We start from the raw sequence: 17,976 nt of genomic DNA, 5'->3' as shown, positions 1-17,976 counted from the left end.
CGGCTACGGAATACTTGGCCGCTGGAGGACAGCGCGGTCCTGCCCTCTGTCTCCCGTAAAGCAACGAGCTAGGAGCGCACCGATGCCCATCGCTTCTCCCGAGGTCTACGCCGAGATGCTGGACCGCGCCAAGGCCGGCGCGTTCGCCTACCCGGCGATCAACGTGACGTCCTCGCAGACCCTCAACGCGGCGCTGCAGGGCTTTGCCGAGGCCGGCAGCGACGGCATCGTCCAGATCTCGACCGGTGGCGCCGAGTACGCGTCCGGCCCCACCATCAAGAACATGATCACCGGTGCGGTCGCGCTCGCCGAGTACGCCACCGAGGTCGCCAAGAACTACCCGATCAACATCGCGCTGCACACCGACCACTGCCCGAAGAACAAGCTCGACTCCTACGTCCGCCCGCTGCTCGCGATCAGCAAGGAGCGCGTCGCCAACGGCCGCGCCCCGCTGTTCCAGTCGCACATGTGGGACGGCTCGGCCGTGCCGGTCGACGAGAACCTGCAGATCGCCGAGGAGTTGCTGGCCGCGGCGGCTGCCGCGCACATCATCCTCGAGATCGAGGTCGGCGTGGTCGGCGGTGAGGAGGACGGTGTCTCCGCCGCGATCGACGACAAGCTCTACTCGACCGTCGAGGACGGCCTGGCCACTGCGGCTGCCCTGGGCCTGGGCGAGAAGGGCCGCTACATGACGGCCCTGACCTTCGGCAACGTGCACGGCGTCTACAAGCCGGGCAACGTCAAGCTGCGCCCCGAGATCCTCAAGGAGATCCAGGAGGCGGTCGGCGCCAAGTACGGCAAGGAGAAGCCGTTCGACCTGGTCTTCCACGGTGGTTCGGGCTCGTTGCTGTCCGAGATCCACGGCGCCCTGGACTACGGCGTGGTCAAGATGAACATCGACACCGACACGCAGTACGCGTTCACCCGCCCCGTGGTCGACCACGTGATGAAGAACTACGACGGCGTTCTGAAGATCGACGGCGAGGTCGGCAACAAGAAGGCGTACGACCCGCGCGCCTGGGGCAAGCTGGCCGAGAACGGCCTCGCGAAGCGCGTCGTCGAGGCGTGCGAGCACCTGCGCTCGGCGGGAACCACCCTCTCGAAGTAATCGAAAAGTAGTCGAACGATGACGGGCGGTTCCCCAGGAGGGGTACCGCCCGTCTCTCGTGTTGCCGGGTTACTCAGAGGTATGTATACGATCGTTCCTCCCTTGAGAGGAGGACCAAGATCGTGCTCGGCATCGAGGGATACGAACCCCAGTGGCACCATGATGCCGAGGCACTGGCGGCGGTCCACCGGACGAGATTCGTACGGCTCATCGGGCGCAAGCTGCGGTCGAGCTGGCTGATGTGGGATGTCGCCGAGCGCGGCTGGTTCGCGGACGGCCCGGTGATCCTGGACTTCGGCGCCACACACGTCGAAATTACCCATCGTAAATTCGACGAATGCGCCATCACCTGGGACCAGATCGACCTGAACGTCCCGATCGACTGGTACGAGCACTTCGACTGGCGCCCCGACCCGCACGCCGCCCTGCGCAGCGCCCGCGGAAGCATCCTGCGTGCCGTCAACATCATCGAGCTGGTGACCGTGGCCGAGTGGCGGCCCCGGGTGTTGCACGCCGTCGAGTTTCTCTTCGAGGACGCGCGGCTGGCCATCTTCAACGCGATGGACGAGAACGGCATCACCGACGTGCCGGAGAACGAACTACCCGTGACCAATTGGCGGCGTGTGCATGTGGCCTGAGCCGGCGGCCAGGGCAGCCATCGCCTCGTCGAGGGAGTCGGTGACGACCACGAGGTTCGACTGATCACCGTGCGGGCTCCGGGCCAGCAGTGGGCGCAACAGCTCTTCGACCGGTAGCTGCTTCCAGTGGTCGACGCCGAGGAAGACGAAGGCGCCGGACGGTCCGTCGGTCTGGTAGAAGGTCTTCGTCGCGGCCTGGAAGATCTCTTGCACGGTGCCGGCCCAGCCGGGCGCGAACACGATGCCACCGCGCGACAGGCGCAGGATCGAGTCCTCCCGTACGGCGTTGGAAAAGTACTTTCCGATCTGACCGGCGAAGAGGTTGGCCGGCTCGTGGCCGTAGAGCCAGGTCGGCAGGGCCAGTCCGCCGTGCAGCAGCCGCCCGGCCACGTCGGTCACCGAAGTCGCCGGCGCCGGGAACTTGGTGCGGACAGCGAGCGCGACCGCCGTGTACGGGTCGTGGTCGGCGAAATGCGGCGCCACCGACAGCATCTCGATCGCCGACGCCAGCTCGGAAGCGGGACGGGTCGAGAAGTACGCGCCCAGGTTGGCCGCCTCCATGACGCCGGGCCCGCCGCCGGTCACCACCAGCCGGCCGACCGAGGCCAGCCGCCACGACAGGGTGGCCGCCATCCGGTACGCGGCCGACCCGCGCGGCGCCGCGTGCCCGCCCATGATGCCGACCGCTCCGGCCCGCCCCCGCGCCTGCACCCAGGCGGCCAGCGCCTTGCCCAGCGCGTTGTCGATGCCGGCGTCGTGCAGCCGCTGGGCGATCGCCTCGCGAATGTCCGGCGCCGCGTGCCCGTGCGCCACGAAGTGGTCGTAGACCAGCGTGTCGTACATGCCGGCGAAGCCCTCGGCGGCGAAGCCGAACGACAGATCCTCCGGCGTGTAGAGGTTGGCTGGATGCGTCGGGTAGGGCCGCGCGTCGAACGGCGGGATCAGGTGGGCCCCGCGCCGGATCAGGTCGATCTCGACGTCTTCGTTCTCGAGCCGGCAGCCCACGAACAGCGCCCCGCGCACGTCGACGTCGGCGAGATCGGGCGGGGCGAGGTCGAGCCGCAGGCCGAGGATCACCAAGTCGGCCAGCGACTTGGCGGCCAGGTGAACGTCGAGCTCGGCCCGGGATTCGATCTCGGTCGCGGTGGCGTCGAACGGGATGGGTCCACCGAGTACGGGCTGTAAAGGGTCGCCGGGCATGACCGTAGGGTAGTCACTGTGCAAAAGGTCGCGGGATCGCTCTTCGGACTGGCGTACGGGGACGCGCTCGGCAAGCCCACCGAGTTTCAGGACTACGCGACGATCGTCGCCACGTACGGCGCCCGGGGCCCGCGGCAGCTGACCGGCAACCCGGCGCTGGTCACCGACGACACGCAGATGGCGCTGGCAGTCGGCGAAGCGATGCTGGAAGCGCCCGCGATCACGCCGGCGGCGACGGAGCCGCTGCTGCGTGCCCACTTCCTCGCCTGGGCCAAGAGCCCCGACAACAATCGCGCCCCGGGCATGACCTGTCTGAGAGCGTGTGCCGCCCTCAGCGAGAACACGAAGTGGCAGCACGCGACCGTAGCCGGATCGAAGGGCTGCGGCGCCAATATGCGCGTCACTCCTGTCGGGCTGCACCCCGGCCTCGACGAGGACCAGCGCGCCGGTCTGGCCCAATTGCAGGCCGGCCTCACCCACGGTCACCCGACCGGGCTCGCCGCGAGCGAACTCACCGCGTATGCCTGTTGGTGGCTGGCCGGCGGCCGCAAACCCGGTGACCTGCTGGACGCGTTGCGCGAGCGCGCCGGCAGCCAGCGCACGGTCTACCGCGAGGCGTGGCTGGGCGATCTCTGGCAGCGCTCGGGGGCCGGCAGTGCGGAGCAGTTCATCGCCCAGGGCTGGGACGAGACGGCAGCTGCCCTCGACCGGGTCGGCGTCGCTCTGCGGGCCGGAGACTTCGACGGCGACCCGTGCCTGGCCACCGGCGAGGGCTGGATCGCCGAGGAGGCGCTGGCGACCGCGCTGTACTGCTACCTGATCTCGCCCGACGAGCCGGTGGCCGTGCTGGGCCGGGGCGCCGCGTCGTCCGGCGACTCCGATTCGATCGCCTGCCTGGCCGGGGCTTTCGCCGGCGCCGCACTGGGCATGGGGGCCTGGCCGGCGGCGTGGCGCGAGCAGATCGAGTACGCCGACCGGCTCGCCCGGCTCGCTGCGGCCTGGGACTGAGAAGGGCCCAGCCGGAACGGGCCGCGAATCCGGGGTGATCTTTCGGTGCCCCGGCGGAATGCCTGCTCCGCGGGCCGGTTGAATTAGGTCATGCAGAATCTGCTCCCCGAGCCTCCGGCCACCCTGCTTCCCGCCGACACCGAGGCCGACAAGGCTTTCGCAGAGGCGACCGCGACGGGCACGACCGAGGCCCTCAAGTCCGTTGCCGCGGATCACCCGACCTACAGCGCGGCCTGGGCCGCCCTCGCGGCCGGTTCCCTGGCTGACGGCGACCCGGTCACCGCGTACGCCTTCGCCCGCACCGGCTATCACCGTGGCCTCGACGCCCTGCGCCGCAACGGCTGGAAGGGCCACGGCCCGATCCCCTGGTCGCACGGGCCCAACCAGGGCTTCCTGCGCTGTCTCTACTCGCTCTCGCAGGCCGCGGCCGAGATCGGCGAGGCCGACGAGGCAGCTCGTTGCGCCCAGTTCCTGCGGGACAGCGACCCCGCTGCCGCCGACGCCCTGAGCTGACCCGCTCCGCTCCGCAGAGCGGAGCGGAGCGGAGCCATGGTTACAAGCCTTCCGCTACGGCCGCCGCGATCTTCAGCCAGGCATCCTTGGTGTTGCTGGAGAGGTGGCCGTAGCGGATCGGCTCGCCGGAGTCGATCAACTTCTCGTACGGGGCCAGCAGCACCGCCCTCGTGCGGGCCGCGAAGTGCCGCTGGATGGCCGGCAGGTCGATGTCCTTGCGGGTCGGCGGCATCGACACCACGCTGACCGCCTGTCGCACGAGACGCTGCCGCCCGCTCTGCTCGAGGTGGTCGAGCATCCGCGCCGCGGTCTCGGCCGAATCGTTGCGGGCCGACATGGTGATCACCAGTTGGTCGGTGGCGTCCATGGCCGCCTGCCAGTTCTGCGCGCGCACGTTGTTGCCGGTGTCCACGAAGATCAGCTTGTAGAACCGGCTCACGATCTCGCGGATCTCACCGAACGCGTCGGCCGTGAGCATCTCGCCCGCGGTGGCCGACTCGTCCGAGGCGAGCACGTCGAACATGCCCTCGCCTTGGGCCCGTACATATTGCGACAGGTCACCCACGCGCCCCTGCGAGCCGCGGAACAGATGCAGGTCGCGCATCATGTCGCGCACCGTACGGGCGTGGAAGTCCTGCTGGGCGCGCATGCCGAGGGTGCCCTGGGTCTCGTTGTTGTCCCAGGCCAGCACGTAGCCGCCGCGCTTCTGCCCGAACGTCATGGCCAGCAGCAGCACGGCCACGGTCTTGCCGGCGCCGCCCTTGGGGTTGACGACGGTGACCTGCCGGAGCCCGCCGAAGTTGCGGCGGACCATCTCGACGTCCTGTTTGTACTCCTGCTCGCGCTTGCCCGGAGCCAGCTTTACCAGGCCCATCGTGCCCTTGCGGAGCATCGCCCGGGGGCCCTGGGTGGCCACCGGGTCGGCCGGCTTGGCCATGCGGCGGCGGGCGAACTCCTCGGCGGTGGGCGTGCCGTCGGAGACCCAGGGCAGATCCTGGAACGGATCGGTCGAGGGCTGGGCCGGCGCGGGCGGCTGCGGATGGGGCACGGCGGCCTGCGGCGGCATCGTGGGCGGCTGCGGATGGGACACGGCGGCCTGCGGCGGCATCGCGGGTGGCTGGGGATGCGGCGCGGCTGCGTGCGGCGGGATCGCGCGCGGGTCGATGCTGGGCGGATACGGCCCGGGCATCTGCCGCGGCGCGGTGGGCGGGGCCGGCGGCGCTTGCGGGGGTACGGCGGCAGCACCGTGAGCGTGCGGCGGCGGAGGGGCCGGGCGATAGATCGCGCCGTTGGCCGCTTCCCCCGCCTCGGGCCGGCTCACCGGAGGCTGTTCGGGCGCGACCGGAACCGAGGCGCGCGCGGCCGTTGGCGGCTGGACCGCGGGCGCCGGCACCGGCCGCTGCGGAGGCTGTGACCAAGGCGAGTCGGGCGAGGTGTGCACACCGGATTCGTCACCGCCGGAGACCGGCGCCGCCGGGACCGGCACCTCGGGAGCGGGCGCCGACGGCTCGAGATTGGGCCAGGCCTGGGTGGGCGGCGGAGCGGGCCGTGGGGCCGGCACCTGGATGTTCGCGGGCGGCGGCACCGGAACAGCGACGGGCGGCGGCACCGGAATGCGCTCGCCCGGCCGGTAGACCCCGGGAGCCCCGTTCGGCGGTTGCGGCAGCGGGACGGGCGGCGGGGCCTCGTGCGGCACGGGCCGGCCGTGCACCGGCGCTTCCAGCTCCTCCGCCGCCCAGAACGGTTCGACATCCCGGTCGGGCGGTGCGGGGTTGCTGGCCGAACCCGGGACGTAGACGCGGTCAGCGTCGTCGTCCTCCACCGATGCCACGGAAGCGACCCTCCCCGGATGCCGTCCGAAATCTGCTACTCCTGAGTCACACAGTAGGTCAGCTCGCGTACACCGCCCAGGCCCCGGCCTCGGTCCACCACGAGCGCTTGCGGTTCATCGCGCCGCCGACCCCGTCGTCGAGGAAATGGATCTCGCCGTCGCGGGGGAGCACCGAGACCGCGCGGCCGCGCGCCCGGCGCACTTCGACGCGCATCTTCGTGCCGCGGAACCGCTGCTTGACGATGGACGGCACGGCCACCGCGACCTCGACCTGACCGTCCACCGCGTCGCCCTCGGCCAGCAGTCGCAGGCCGGCGAACTCGGCGTAGCCGGCGCTGTTGCCGATCGCGCAGGCGAGAATCGGCTCGTCGCCGTCGGACAGCACCGCGTCGTCGACCTCGACCCGGCCCCGCCACGGCACCGCGTGCCCGTTGTCGTCCATGCCGCCGACCAGGGCACCGTCCACCGTGACCGATCCGCCGTCGTTGCGCAGCAGGTCGAGGCGCCGCACCGACCCGCCCAGGACGGCCGCGGCCACCTGTTCGGGGGTACGGGGCAGACCCAGTTGCGCCGCGAGGTCGGTGGAGTCGCCCGCGTCGAGCGGCAGGATCGCCAGCGCCGGCAGGTCGGGCACCGTACGGCCCGTGGGCAGGTCGCCGGGGCGCTTGCTGGGCGGGGGAGCGTACCGCCGGACCAGCCGGCGCACGACGGCGCGCAACTGACCGTCGGTCGCCGAGGCCACCACCAGGCGGATCTTGCTGTCGGGGTCGGGCCAGGTGAGGCCGTCGGGCCGGGCCGGGCCGTCGAACCGGGCCAGCACCTCGTCGATCTCTTGATCGGAAGCGGCGGTGACCGTCTCGACGCGGGCCCCGGCCGCGGTGAGCGCGTCGGCGCACCGCAACACCGGAACCCGCGGCGTGCAGGCTGTCGCGGGCGCGCAGCCACCGCACTCGGCGCCGCACGCGCCCCCGCCGGAGCCCTGACCCTCGGCCAGGCTGAGCAGGACCACGTCGTACACGTCAGGCTCCACTCAGGACCGAGTGCCGCTCGATGACCTGGTCGCGCGCGGGGCCGACGCCGACCACCGAGATGCGGGCGCGGATGCGCTCCTCGACGAAGACGACGAAGTCCTGCGCCTCCTTGGGCAGGTCGTCGAACGAGCGGGCCCCCATGATGCTCTGCTTCCAGCCCGGCATCGTCTCGAAGATCGGGACAGCGTGGTGGAAGTCGGACTGGCTGATCGGCATCTCGTCGTGGCGGACGCCGTTCACCTCGTACGCGATACAAACGGGGATCTCGTCGAGGTCGTCGTAATTGTCCAGTTTGGTGAGAACGAAGTCGGTGACGCCGTTGATCCGCTGGGCGTAGCGGGCCATCACCAGGTCGAGCCAGCCGATGCGGCGCGGGCGGCCGGTCGTCGTGCCGTACTCCTGACCGACCTCGCGCAGGTGGTCGCCGAACTTGTCGTGCAGTTCGGTGGGGAACGGGCCCTCGCCGACGCGGGAGGTGAACGCCTTCAGCACAGCGACCACCCGGTCGATGCGGGTGGGCGGGATGCCGGAACCGGTGCAGGCGCCCCCGGCCGTCGCGTTCGAGCTGGTCACGAACGGGTAGGTGCCGTGGTCGACGTCGAGCAGCGTGGCCTGCCCGGCCTCGCACAGCACGACCTTGCCCTCGTCGAGCGCCTCGGAGAGCTCGAGGGCGGTGTCACCGACGTAGGGGCGCAGGCGTTCCACGTACGACAGAAGCTCGTTGACCACGTCGTCCGGCTTGACCGCCTGGCGGTTGTAGATCTTCGCGAGGATCTGGTTCTTGAAGGAGAGGGCCGCCTCGACCTTCTGCCGCAGAATCGACTCGTCGAAGAGGTCCTGCACGCGGACGCCGACGCGGTTCATCTTGTCGGCGTAGGTCGGGCCGATGCCGCGACCGGTGGTGCCGATCCGCCGCGCGCCCAGGTAACGCTCGCTGACCTTGTCGAGCGAGCGGTTGTACGACGGGATGACGTGCGCGTTCGCGCTGATGCGCAGCCGCGACGTGTCGATGCCGCGCGATTCCAGACCGTCGATCTCCTGGAACAGCACGTTGAGGTCGATCACCACGCCGTTGCCGATCACCGGGACGACGCCCGGCGAAAGGATGCCGCTCGGCAGCAGGTGCAGGGCGTACTTCTCGCCCTCGATCACCACAGTGTGACCGGCGTTGTTTCCGCCGTTGAACTTCACCACGTAGTCGAGCCGGTCGCCCAGCAGGTCAGTGGCTTTGCCCTTGCCCTCGTCGCCCCATTGGGCGCCGACCAACACGATCACCGGCACTTGCTTGACGCCTTCCGTCGGACAGCTCGTACTCGGCAGAGGTCCGGGTACTGCCGAAGTTTACGCGACTGCCCTGCTGTGCGACGTGGGGAAGCGGCCCGCCGGTAGGATCGCCGGTCGTGCGCGTACTTCTGATCGGTTCCGGCGGGCGCGAGCATGCCCTCGCCGTCGGCCTCGCTGCCGACCCCTCCGTCGACTTCCTCGCCGCCGCCCCCGGCAACCCCGGCATCGCCCAGGTCGCCGAGTTGCACGAGGTGAAGGCGACCGATCCGGCCGCCGTGGCGGCGCTCGCCGTCGAGCTCGCCGCCGACCTGGTCGTCGTCGGGCCCGAGGCGCCGCTGGTGGCCGGGGTGGCCGACGCCGTGCGGGCCAAGGGCATCGCCTGCTTCGGCCCGAGTGCGGCGGCGGCCCAGCTCGAGGGGTCGAAGCAGTTCGCCAAGGAGGTGATGGCCGCGGCCGGCGTGCCCACCGCCCGGTCGTACGCGTGCACCTCGCCGGAGCAGGTCGGGCGGGCGCTCGACGACCTCGGCGTCCCGTACGTGGTCAAGAACGACGGGCTCGCCGCGGGCAAGGGTGTGGTGGTGACCGACGACCGCGACCAGGCCGAGCGGCACGCGGCCGAGTGCGGCCGGGTCGTGATCGAGGAATACCTGCCCGGCCCCGAGGTCTCGCTGTTCGTGGTCACCGACGGCACGGCGGCCGTCCCGCTGATGCCGGCCCAGGACTTCAAGCGCCTGGCCGACGGCGACGAGGGCCCCAACACGGGCGGCATGGGCGCGTACGCCCCGCTCACCTGGGCGCCGGCCGACCTGGTGCCGCGCGTGCTGGCCGAGACCGTGGAGCCGACGCTGGCCGAGATGCGCCGCCGCGGCACCCCGTTCACCGGGCTGCTCTACGTCGGGCTCGCCCTGACCCCCGACGGCCCCAAGGTCATCGAGTTCAACGCCCGCTTCGGCGACCCCGAGACCCAGGTCGTGCTGGCGCTGCTCGAGACGCCGCTGGCCGGATTGTTGAACGCGGCCGCCACCGGCGCCCTGGCCCAGTTCCCGCCGCTGCGCTGGCTCGACGGCGCGGCGATCACCGTCGTGGTGGCCAGCCGGAACTATCCCGGCACTCCGCGGACCGGCGACGTGATCGAGGGCGCCGAGGTGCCCGGCGTCATCCACGCCGGCACGGCCCGCCGCGACGACGGCGCCCTGATCTCGGCCGGCGGCCGCGTCCTGAGCGTGACCGCCACCGGCCCCGACCTGGCCTCGGCCCGCGACGCGGCCTACACCCTGGTCGACAGCGTGCGCCTCGACGGCTCTCAGTTCCGCCGGGACATCGCGCTGGGCGCGGTCGAGGGCCGCATCTCTCTGTAGCGGAACAAATCGACCGAGAGCCAGAGCACGCCGGCCGAGCCGACCAGCGCGCCTCCCGACCGGTGGAGCCTCACCGGCCGGGAGATCGAGGTGCTACGGCGAGTGGCCCGAGGTGCGACCAACCGCGAGATCGCGGCGCAGCTCTTCGTCAGCGAGGGCACCGTCAAGAACCACGTGTCGCACATCCTCGGCCGGCTCGGACTGCGGGACCGCACCCAGGCTGCGCTGTACGCCCGCGAGAACGGACTGCTCTGAGCGTCAGCCCTTCGGGATGTCGAAGAGCTTGGCCACGTTGGCCGCCAGGCCCAGGTCGCCCTTGGCCTTGATCTTGCCGGTCATGAACATCATCATCGGGTTGCCGTCGCCCGAGACGACCTTGAGGAACGTCACCGGGTCCATGGTCATGGCCAGCTTGGGCTCACGGACCGGCTGGTTGGTGACCGTGCAGGCGCCGTTCTCGATCACCGTCTCGTACGTGTCGCTCGCGCCGCCCGCGCCGCCGGTGATGATCCAGTGGATGACCGCAGTGGTGTTGCCGGCCTTCTCGGGGCGGAACAGGGTGGGCATCCGGTTGAAGACCTCGTCGAGGATCTTGGCGCGCGAGTCGCCGGCCATCACCTCGGCCAGCTTGGCGTCCGGCGTCGCCTTGACGAGCTGTGCGAACTCCTTCGGCCCGATATCGGCGAGCGAGTCCGGGTTGAAATCAGTCATCGGTGGAGACCTTTCAGGCTGAGTCGACCTACTCGTCGGTAACTTTAACGGCAAAGCCGCTTGCCGTGCAGTGTGCCACTCCCCAACAATCATTGGACAGTCGGCATGCCGCGCCCTAGACTCCCCAACATGCCTTTGGGAGATGAGGGGGCCGCGCTCCGGGCGATGGCCCACCCGGTTCGCCTTCGCATTCTGTCGTTGCTCACCAGCACCCCGCTCACCGCGGCCGAGGTGGCCCGCGAACTCGGGCTCACCCACGCCAACGCGAGCTACCACCTGCGCAACCTGCACTCGGCCGGCGTCGTCGAGGCCGCCGGCGAGGAGAAAATCCGGGGCGGCATCGCCAAGCGCTATCGATACGATCCCGCTCGCGACCGTGCGCCCGAGTCCGCAGACGGGAAGGAGGCGCTCTACACCGCGCTCGGCCACGAGCTCATCCGGCGCGTCGCGCAGGGCCGTTGGTCGGCGGCGGGCGGACCGCCCGCGCCGGCTCTGCTGGGGGACGGCGAGTTCTGGATCGATCCCGTTAGATGGCGCGAGTTGCACAACACGATCGCCGGCGTGCTGCGCGAGTTGCACGATGCGGCCCAGCCGCCGCACACACCCGGCACCATCCGCACCAGCACGACAGTCGCGATGTTCGAGATGGAGTCCTGATGAGCACCGCCTTGGCGCCCTTTCGCATCCCCGCTTTCCGCCTGCTCATCGGCGGTCGCACGATCAACGCGCTGGGGAACTCGTTCGCGCCGATCGCGCTCGCCTTCGCCGTCCTCGACCTGACCGGCTCGGCCACCGACCTGGGGTTGGTGGTCGGGGCCCGCACCCTGGTCAACGTCATCTTCCTGCTCTTCGGCGGGGTGCTCGCCGACCGCCTGCCCAAACATCTGCTGATGGTCGGGGCCAGCCTGGCCGCCTTCGTCACGCAGGCGATCGTCGCCACCCTGGTGCTCACCGGCACGGCCACGATTCCACTACTCATCGCCATCTCGGCGCTCAACGGCATGGTCGGCGCGCTCGCTCTGCCCGCGACGTCGTCGATCCTGCCGCAGATCGTTCCGGCCGAGATCCGCCAGCAGGCCAACGGGCTCAACCGGGTGGCGCTCAACTCGGCTGCCGTGCTGGGCGCCCCGCTCGCCGGCGTGGTGGTGGCCGCGACCAACCCGGGCTGGGGCATCGCTGTCGACGCCGCCACCTTCCTGGTCAGCGCCCTGCTCTTCGCCTTTCTGCGAGTGCCGCCGGCGCCCGAGGCCGAGCCCGCGCCCGGCGTCATCGGCGACGAGAAGACCCCGGGCGAGGCGGCCGTCGAGCCGTCCCGCCCCAACATCTTCGCCGACCTGCGCACGGGGTGGTCGGAGTTCCGCTCGCGCACCTGGCTGTGGGTCGTGGTGGCCGGCTTCTGCGTGCTCAACGCGGCCTGGAGCGGCTCGCTCTTCGTGCTCGGGCCGGTCGTCGCCGATGACACGATCGGGCGCCGGGCCTGGGGCCTGGTTCTGGCGGCCGAGACCCTCGGAATGATCGTCGGCGCCCTGCTGGCGATGCGTCTGCGGATGCGGCGGATGCTGCTCTTCGGCGTGTTCAGCACGTTGTTCATGTCGATTCCGGTGCTGATCCTCGGCGTCTATCCGCACCTGTGGCTGCTCATCGGTGGCGCGCTGGTGGCGGGCCTGATGGTGGAGCAGTTCGGCATCGCGTGGGAGACGACCATGCAGGAGCACATCCCGGCCGACAAGCTGGCCCGCGTTTACTCGTACGACATGGTCGGCTCTTTTGTCGCCATCCCGATCGGCGAGATGGCGGTGGGCCCGTTCGCCCACGTCGTGGGGATCGAGACGACGCTGATCGGCGCCACCGTGCTGATGACGCTCTCGGTGATCTTCATGCTGTCGAGCCGGGACGTTCGCACCTTGCAGCACAAGCTGCCGGAGCCCGAAACCGGTGCCGTGAAACAATCGGTGCCGTGACCATCCCGAACGTCCTCGCCGCTCGTTACGCCTCGACCGACCTGGTGTCCCTGTGGTCGCCGGAGGAAAAGATCCGCATGGAACGCCGGCTCTGGCTGGCCGTGCTCAAGGCTCAGCGCGACCTCGGTGTGGCCGTGCCCGAGGGCGCCGTCGAGGCCTACGAGTCGGTGCTCGACCAGGTCGACCTGGGCTCGATCGCGGCCCGCGAGCGGGTGACCCGGCACGATGTGAAGGCCCGCATCGAAGAGTTCAGCGCGCTCGCCGGCTTCGAGCAGATCCACAAGGGAATGACCTCGCGCGACCTGACCGAGAACGTGGAGCAGCTCCAGATCAGGGCGTCGCTCGAGCTGATCCGGTCCCGCGTGATCGCCGCGCTGGCCCGGCTCACCGAGCGCGCAGTCGAGTACTCCGACCTGGTAATGACCGGCCGCTCGCACAACGTCGCCGCGCAGGCGACCACGCTCGGCAAGCGGTTCGCCTCGGCGGCCGAAGAGCTACTCATCGCGTACGAGCGTCTCGACGACCTGATCGCCCGGTACCCGCTGCGGGGCATCAAGGGCCCGGTCGGCACCGCCGCCGACCAGCTCGACCTGCTCGACGGTGACTTCGACGCGCTCGGCTCCCTCGAGCAGCGCGTCGCCGGCCACCTGGGCTTCGAGCGCGTCCTCAGCAGCGTCGGCCAGGTCTACCCGCGCTCACTCGACTTCGACGTGGTCTCCGCGCTCGCCCAGATCGTCGCCGGTCCGTCCTCGCTGGCCACCACGATCCGCCTGATGGTCGGCCAGGAACTGGTGACCGAGGGCTTCAAGCCGGGCCAGGTCGGCTCGTCGGCGATGCCGCACAAGATGAACACGCGCTCGTCCGAGCGGGTCAACGGGCTCGCCGTGATCGTCCGCGGCTACCTGTCGATGGTCGGCGAACTGGCCGGCGACCAGTGGAACGAGGGCGACGTCTCCTGCTCGGTGGTCCGCCGGGTCGCCCTGCCGGACGCGTTCTTCGCCACCGACGGCCTGTTCCAGACATTTCTCACGGTGCTCGACGAGTTCGGCGCCTACCCCGCGGTGATCGCCCGTGAGCTCGACCGGTTCCTGCCGTTCCTGGCGACGACCAAGATCCTGGTCGCGGCCGTGCGCAAGGGCGTCGGCCGTGAGGTCGCCCACGAGGTGATCAAGGAGCACGCCGTCGCGGTCGCGCTGGCCATGCGCGAGAAGGGCGCCACGGTCAACGACCTGTTCGACCGGCTCGCCGCCGACGGCCGCCTCGCCCTGACCCGCGCCGAGATCGACACGCTGGTCGCCGACCGCGCCGCCTTCGTGGGCGCCGCCCCCTCGCAGGTGCGGGCCGTGGCCGACCGGGTCGCCACGATCGTCGCGGCGCACCCGGACGCCGCGAAGTACGCGCCGGCGCCGATTCTGTAAGGGCTGTGCCGCTGGGGCACGGCGGAGACAAGAGTCACGCCGCGCCCCGGCGGAATCCTGAGCCGGCCGGCAGTGGGGCGACCACCGCCCGGTCTGATGGAGATCGATGAGCCGACCGTAAGGCCGGTCGTTCCGGCCGCCAACAATCCAGTTGGCCCCTATCACCGTGTGATGACCCGCCAGTGCTTGAAGTTTTGATCGAGCGGTGGCAGAGATCACCCGGGAGTTGGCTGCTCAGCGGCCCCGGCGTCGCGTGCGCGACACCGGCCGAGAATTCCGTGACGTGGTTCGCAAGGTAGGCTCAACGTGCTTACACCTATCAGTCAGGAGTGCCCGTGGCTCGCGTCGTGGTCGACGTCATGCTCAAGCCGGAGATCCTCGATCCGCAGGGCCAGGCGGTCGCGAATGCGCTGCCCAGGCTCGGCGTCACCGATGTCTCGTCCGTCCGCATCGGCCGGCGGATCGAGATCGAGTTCGCCGGTGCGCCCGACCTGGATCGGGCTCGCGAGATCGCCGACAAGCTGCTCGCCAACCCGGTGATCGAAGACTTCACCATCCACGTCCACGAGGACGCCACGGCGGAGGTCGCCTGACCATGCGCATCGGTGTGGTCACCTTCCCGGGTTCGCTCGACGACGGGGACGCGGCCCGTGCCGCGCGTATCGCCGGCGCCGACGTCGTCCGCCTCTGGCACGGCGATTCCGACCTGCACGGCGTCGACGCCGTGGTCCTGCCTGGCGGCTTCTCCTACGGCGACGCCTTGCGGTGCGGCGCCATCGCCCGGTTCGCCCCCGCGATGGACTCGATCATCGACGCGGCCCGGGGCGGGCTGCCGGTGCTCGGCATCTGCAACGGCTTCCAGATCCTCTGCGAGGCGCACCTGCTTCCCGGCGCGCTGACCCGGAACCAGCACCTGCACTTCCGCAACCGCGACCAGTTCCTGCGCGTCGATTCGACGAACACCGCCTGGACCAACTCCTTCACCGCGGGACAAGAGATCCTGATCCCGGTGAAGAACGGCGAGGGCTGTTACGTCGCCGACGAGCGCACGCTCGACCAGCTCGAGGCCGAGGGCCGCGTGGTCGCGCGCTACATCCGCGGAAACCCGAACGGTTCGCAGCGCGACATCGCCGCGATCACCAACGAGGCCGGCAACGTCGTCGGCATCATGCCGCATCCGGAACACGCGGTGGAGGCGCTGACCGGTCCGTCCCTCGACGGCCTCGGTTTCTTCACTTCTGTCCTGCGGGCCCTGGCCGGGTCAGCGGGAGTGAACGCAGGGGGACACCAGTAATGACGACGCAGCCGGACACGTCCGCCCCGCCGAAGCAGACGGGCTTTGCGGCGACCGACGTGCTGGTCAACGAGTTCGACGGCGGGCCGGACACCGTTCAGCGAGCCAACACCACGCCCGATGAGCTTCAGCCGCACACCGAGCTGGGCCTCAAGGACGACGAGTACGACCGGATCCGGCAGATCCTCGGCCGCCGGCCCACCGCCTCCGAGCTCGCCATGTACTCGATCATGTGGAGCGAGCACTGCTCCTACAAGTCGAGCAAGGTGCACCTGCGCCAGTTCGGTGACAAGGCGCCGCGTGGCACCCGCATGCTGGCCGGCATCGGCGAGAACGCGGGCGTCGTCCAGATCTCCGACGAGATCGCCGTCACCTTCAAGGTCGAGTCGCACAACCACCCCAGCTTCGTCGAGCCCTATCAGGGCGCGGCCACCGGTGTGGGCGGCATCGTGCGCGACATCCTCGCCATGGGCGCTCGCCCGATCGCGGTGATGGACCCGCTGCGCTTCGGCGCGGCCGACCACCCCGACACCGCTCGGGTGCTGCCCGGCGTGGTCGCCGGCATCGGCGGTTACGGCAACTGCCTGGGCCTGCCCAACATCGGCGGCGAGATCGTCTTCGACCCCACCTATCAGGGCAACCCGCTGGTCAACGCGCTCAGCATCGGCGTGCTGCCGGTCGAGCGCCTGCAGCACAAAGAGGCTGCTGGCGTCGGCAACATCGTCGTGCTGCTCGGTGCCCGCACCGGTCGCGACGGCATCGGCGGCGTCTCCGTCCTGGCTTCGGCCACCTTCGACGAGGGAGCCGAACAGCGCCGCCCGTCGGTGCAGGTCGGCGACCCGTTCATGGAGAAGCTGCTGATCGAGAGCTGCCTCGAGCTCTACGACGCCGGCCTCGTGGCGGGCATCCAGGACCTCGGCGGCGCCGGCCTGACCTGCGCACTCACCGAGACCGCAGCCGCTGCCGGCACCGGCATGCGGGTGTGGCTCGAGCGGGTGCCGCTGCGTGAGGCGTCCATGTCGCCGACCGAGATCCTGGCCAGCGAGTCGCAGGAGCGCATGCTCCTGATCGTCACGCCGGAAAACCTCGCGGCCGTGCTCGGCGTGGCCGAGAAGTGGGGCGTCTGGGCCACCGCGATCGGCGAGGTCACCCCGGCCGGCGAGGACGGTTCGCCGGGCCGCCTGGTGATCAGCTGGAATGACCACGTCGTGGTGGACGTGCCGCCGGGCTCGCTCGCCGACGACGGCCCGGTCTACGCGCGCCCGATCCGTGAGCCGGCCGACCTCATACTGCTTCAGGCCGACAAGGCGGAGACGCTGCCCCGGCCCACGACCGGCGACGAGCTGCGCGAGACGGTGCTGCGCATGATCGCCTCACCGAACCTGTGCGACAAGACCTGGGTCACCGAGCAGTACGACCGCTACGTGCTCGGCAACACCGTGCTGGCTCAGCCGGAAGACTCGGGCGTGCTGCGCATCGACGAGCGGACCGGCCTCGGTGTCGCGCTGTCGGTCGACGGCAACGGCCGCTTCGCGCGCCTCGACCCGTACGAGGGTGCCCGGCTCGCACTGGCCGAGGCGTACCGGAACGTCGGCGTCACCGGCGCCGAGCCGATCGCCGTCACCGACTGCCTGAACTTCGGCTCGCCGGAGGACCCGGCCGTGATGTGGCAGTTCGCCGAGGCCGTACGCGGTCTGGCCGACGGCTGCCAGCAACTGGGCACCCCGGTGACCGGCGGCAACGTCAGCTTCTACAACCAGACCGGCGCCGCCGCGATCCACCCCACCCCGGTGGTCGGCGTGCTGGGCCTGTTCGACGACGTCGCCCGGCGCATCCCGATGGGCTTCAAGACCCCGACCGGCGACGGCGACCTGCTCTTCCTGCTCGGCGAGACGACGACCGAGCTTTCCGGGTCGGAGTGGGCGTGGGTCACCCACGGCCACCTCGGCGGCCGGCCGCCCAAGGTCGACCTCGAGCACGAACGCAGGCTGGCCCAGCTGATGGCCCGGGCCTCGCGGACCGGACTGGTCAGCGCGGCCCACGACCTGTCGGACGGCGGTCTCTCCCAGGCTCTGGTCGAGAGCTGCCTGCGCTACAACGTGGGCGCTCAGGTCACGTTGCCGGCCGACGCCTTCGTGCAGCTCTTCAGCGAGTCGGCCGGTCGTGTGCTGGTCGCCGTGCCGCGCGGGCACGACAAGGCGTTCGCGGGCCTGGCCGCCGAGTTCGGCATCCCGTGCACCCCGATCGGCATCACCTCGGCCGAGCCCGTGCTCGAGGTGCGCGACCAGTTCAGCCTGCCGCTCGACGAGGCTCGCGAGGCCCACGAGGGCACGCTGCCGCGATTGTTCGGTGGCGCCGCCGAGCTGGCCAACCGGCACGGCGACCCGGAGCACGCGGCCGACCCGACCGCACCCGCGAGCCCCGACCGGGGTGACGACGTGCTGGTCACCGCGGCGGCCGGCGCGGCCATGGAGTCGGCGGCCCCGATCGAGGCGGACGGCATTCCAGCCGCCGCCGTGGCCGAGGTCAAGGAGCCGTCGCCCAACGACGACGCTTCCTGACCCCGGCAGTCAGGCACAAAGAAGCCGGCCAGCGAATTCGCTGGCCGGCTTTCTTGTTGT

The 17,976-nt window shown here is 70.6% G+C and carries 16 protein-coding genes and 1 pseudogene; 12 read left to right on the top strand and 5 right to left on the bottom strand.

Annotated features, from left to right (window positions below; all coding sequences use genetic code 11):
- The first annotated feature begins 82 nt into the window (after window positions 1–82).
- Together fbaA and KXC43_RS36750 are read left to right on the top strand one after the other, a co-directional pair.
- Window positions 83–1,108, top strand: coding sequence for a class II fructose-bisphosphate aldolase (gene fbaA / locus KXC43_RS36755; RefSeq protein ID WP_221380836.1), 1,026 nt, complete (start codon window positions 83–85; stop codon window positions 1,106–1,108).
- 122 nt (window positions 1,109–1,230) lie between these two features.
- Complete coding sequence (locus KXC43_RS36750; protein ID WP_221380835.1) at window positions 1,231–1,746, top strand: hypothetical protein; 516 nt, start codon at window positions 1,231–1,233, stop codon at window positions 1,744–1,746.
- Here the strand turns inward: KXC43_RS36750 and KXC43_RS36745 are convergent.
- Window positions 1,708–2,946 (bottom strand): LOG family protein, encoded by a 1,239-nt coding sequence (locus tag KXC43_RS36745; RefSeq protein ID WP_221380834.1) that lies wholly within the window; start codon window positions 2,944–2,946, stop codon window positions 1,708–1,710. The genes KXC43_RS36750 and KXC43_RS36745 overlap by 39 nt on opposite strands.
- Window positions 2,947–2,964: 18 nt before the next feature.
- On the opposite strand from KXC43_RS36745, the gene KXC43_RS36740 reads away from it, so the two are divergent.
- Both KXC43_RS36740 and KXC43_RS36735 read left to right on the top strand, forming a co-directional pair.
- The gene (locus KXC43_RS36740) at window positions 2,965–3,954 is read left to right on the top strand and encodes an ADP-ribosylglycohydrolase family protein (RefSeq protein ID WP_221380833.1); all 990 of its coding nucleotides are present in this window, start codon (window positions 2,965–2,967) and stop codon (window positions 3,952–3,954) included.
- 90 nt (window positions 3,955–4,044) lie between these two features.
- A complete protein-coding gene (locus tag KXC43_RS36735; RefSeq protein ID WP_221380832.1) occupies window positions 4,045–4,467 on the top strand; it encodes a DUF3151 domain-containing protein in 423 nt (140 codons plus the stop codon).
- Window positions 4,468–4,507: 40 nt separating this feature from the next.
- Here the strand turns inward: KXC43_RS36735 and KXC43_RS36730 are convergent, their stop codons facing one another.
- From KXC43_RS36730 to KXC43_RS36720, 3 genes are all read right to left on the bottom strand, one after another.
- Entirely contained in the window at window positions 4,508–6,289 is a 1,782-nt protein-coding gene (locus KXC43_RS36730; RefSeq protein WP_221380861.1) for a MinD/ParA family ATP-binding protein, read from the bottom strand.
- Window positions 6,290–6,356: 67 nt separating this feature from the next.
- On the bottom strand, window positions 6,357–7,316 hold the full coding sequence (locus KXC43_RS36725; protein ID WP_221380831.1) for a diacylglycerol kinase family protein: 960 nt from the start codon (window positions 7,314–7,316) through the stop codon (window positions 6,357–6,359).
- 1 nt (window position 7,317) lies between these two features.
- A complete protein-coding gene (locus KXC43_RS36720) occupies window positions 7,318–8,610 on the bottom strand; it encodes an adenylosuccinate synthase (RefSeq protein WP_221380830.1) in 1,293 nt (430 codons plus the stop codon).
- 119 nt (window positions 8,611–8,729) lie between these two features.
- On the opposite strand from KXC43_RS36720, the gene purD reads away from it, so the two are divergent.
- Window positions 8,730–9,971: a phosphoribosylamine--glycine ligase gene (purD, locus tag KXC43_RS36715; protein WP_221380829.1), complete on the top strand. Its 1,242-nt coding sequence runs from the start codon at window positions 8,730–8,732 to the stop codon at window positions 9,969–9,971.
- Window positions 9,972–10,049: 78 nt separating this feature from the next.
- Window positions 10,050–10,226, top strand: a pseudogene (locus KXC43_RS36710) (response regulator transcription factor); the annotation flags it as partial.
- A 3-nt stretch (window positions 10,227–10,229) separates the two neighbouring features.
- Here the strand turns inward: KXC43_RS36710 and KXC43_RS36705 are convergent.
- Window positions 10,230–10,682, bottom strand: a complete 453-nt coding sequence (locus tag KXC43_RS36705) for an SCP2 sterol-binding domain-containing protein (RefSeq protein WP_221380828.1) — start codon at window positions 10,680–10,682, stop codon at window positions 10,230–10,232.
- Between the two features lie 129 nt (window positions 10,683–10,811).
- On the opposite strand from KXC43_RS36705, the gene KXC43_RS36700 reads away from it, so the two are divergent.
- From KXC43_RS36700 to purL, 6 genes are all read left to right on the top strand, one after another.
- Window positions 10,812–11,339 carry an ArsR/SmtB family transcription factor gene (locus KXC43_RS36700; protein WP_255645469.1) on the top strand — a complete coding sequence of 176 codons (528 nt, stop codon included), beginning with the start codon at window positions 10,812–10,814 and terminating at the stop codon, window positions 11,337–11,339.
- Entirely contained in the window at window positions 11,339–12,643 is a 1,305-nt protein-coding gene (locus KXC43_RS36695; protein ID WP_221380827.1) for an MFS transporter, read from the top strand. Before KXC43_RS36700 ends, KXC43_RS36695 begins: the two co-directional genes overlap by 1 nt.
- Window positions 12,640–14,061: an adenylosuccinate lyase gene (purB, locus tag KXC43_RS36690; protein ID WP_221380826.1), complete on the top strand. Its 1,422-nt coding sequence runs from the start codon at window positions 12,640–12,642 to the stop codon at window positions 14,059–14,061. The genes KXC43_RS36695 and purB overlap by 4 nt, the downstream gene beginning before the upstream one ends.
- Window positions 14,062–14,396: 335 nt before the next feature.
- Window positions 14,397–14,654 (top strand): phosphoribosylformylglycinamidine synthase subunit PurS, encoded by a 258-nt coding sequence (gene purS / locus KXC43_RS36685; protein ID WP_221380825.1) that lies wholly within the window; start codon window positions 14,397–14,399, stop codon window positions 14,652–14,654.
- Window positions 14,651–15,355 carry a phosphoribosylformylglycinamidine synthase subunit PurQ gene (purQ, locus tag KXC43_RS36680; RefSeq protein ID WP_221380859.1) on the top strand — a complete coding sequence of 235 codons (705 nt, stop codon included), beginning with the start codon at window positions 14,651–14,653 and terminating at the stop codon, window positions 15,353–15,355. The genes purS and purQ overlap by 4 nt, the downstream gene beginning before the upstream one ends.
- Window positions 15,355–17,916 carry a phosphoribosylformylglycinamidine synthase subunit PurL gene (purL, locus tag KXC43_RS36675; protein WP_221380824.1) on the top strand — a complete coding sequence of 854 codons (2,562 nt, stop codon included), beginning with the start codon at window positions 15,355–15,357 and terminating at the stop codon, window positions 17,914–17,916. Before purQ ends, purL begins: the two co-directional genes overlap by 1 nt.
- Window positions 17,917–17,976: the final 60 nt, after the last annotated feature.

This window comes from Paractinoplanes polyasparticus, from assembly GCF_019710575.1.
GTDB classification, from domain to species: Bacteria; Actinomycetota; Actinomycetes; order Mycobacteriales; family Micromonosporaceae; genus Actinoplanes; species Actinoplanes polyasparticus.
The sequence above is the reverse complement of the archived record's forward strand: the minus strand, read 5'-3'. Positions and strand labels throughout refer to the sequence as shown.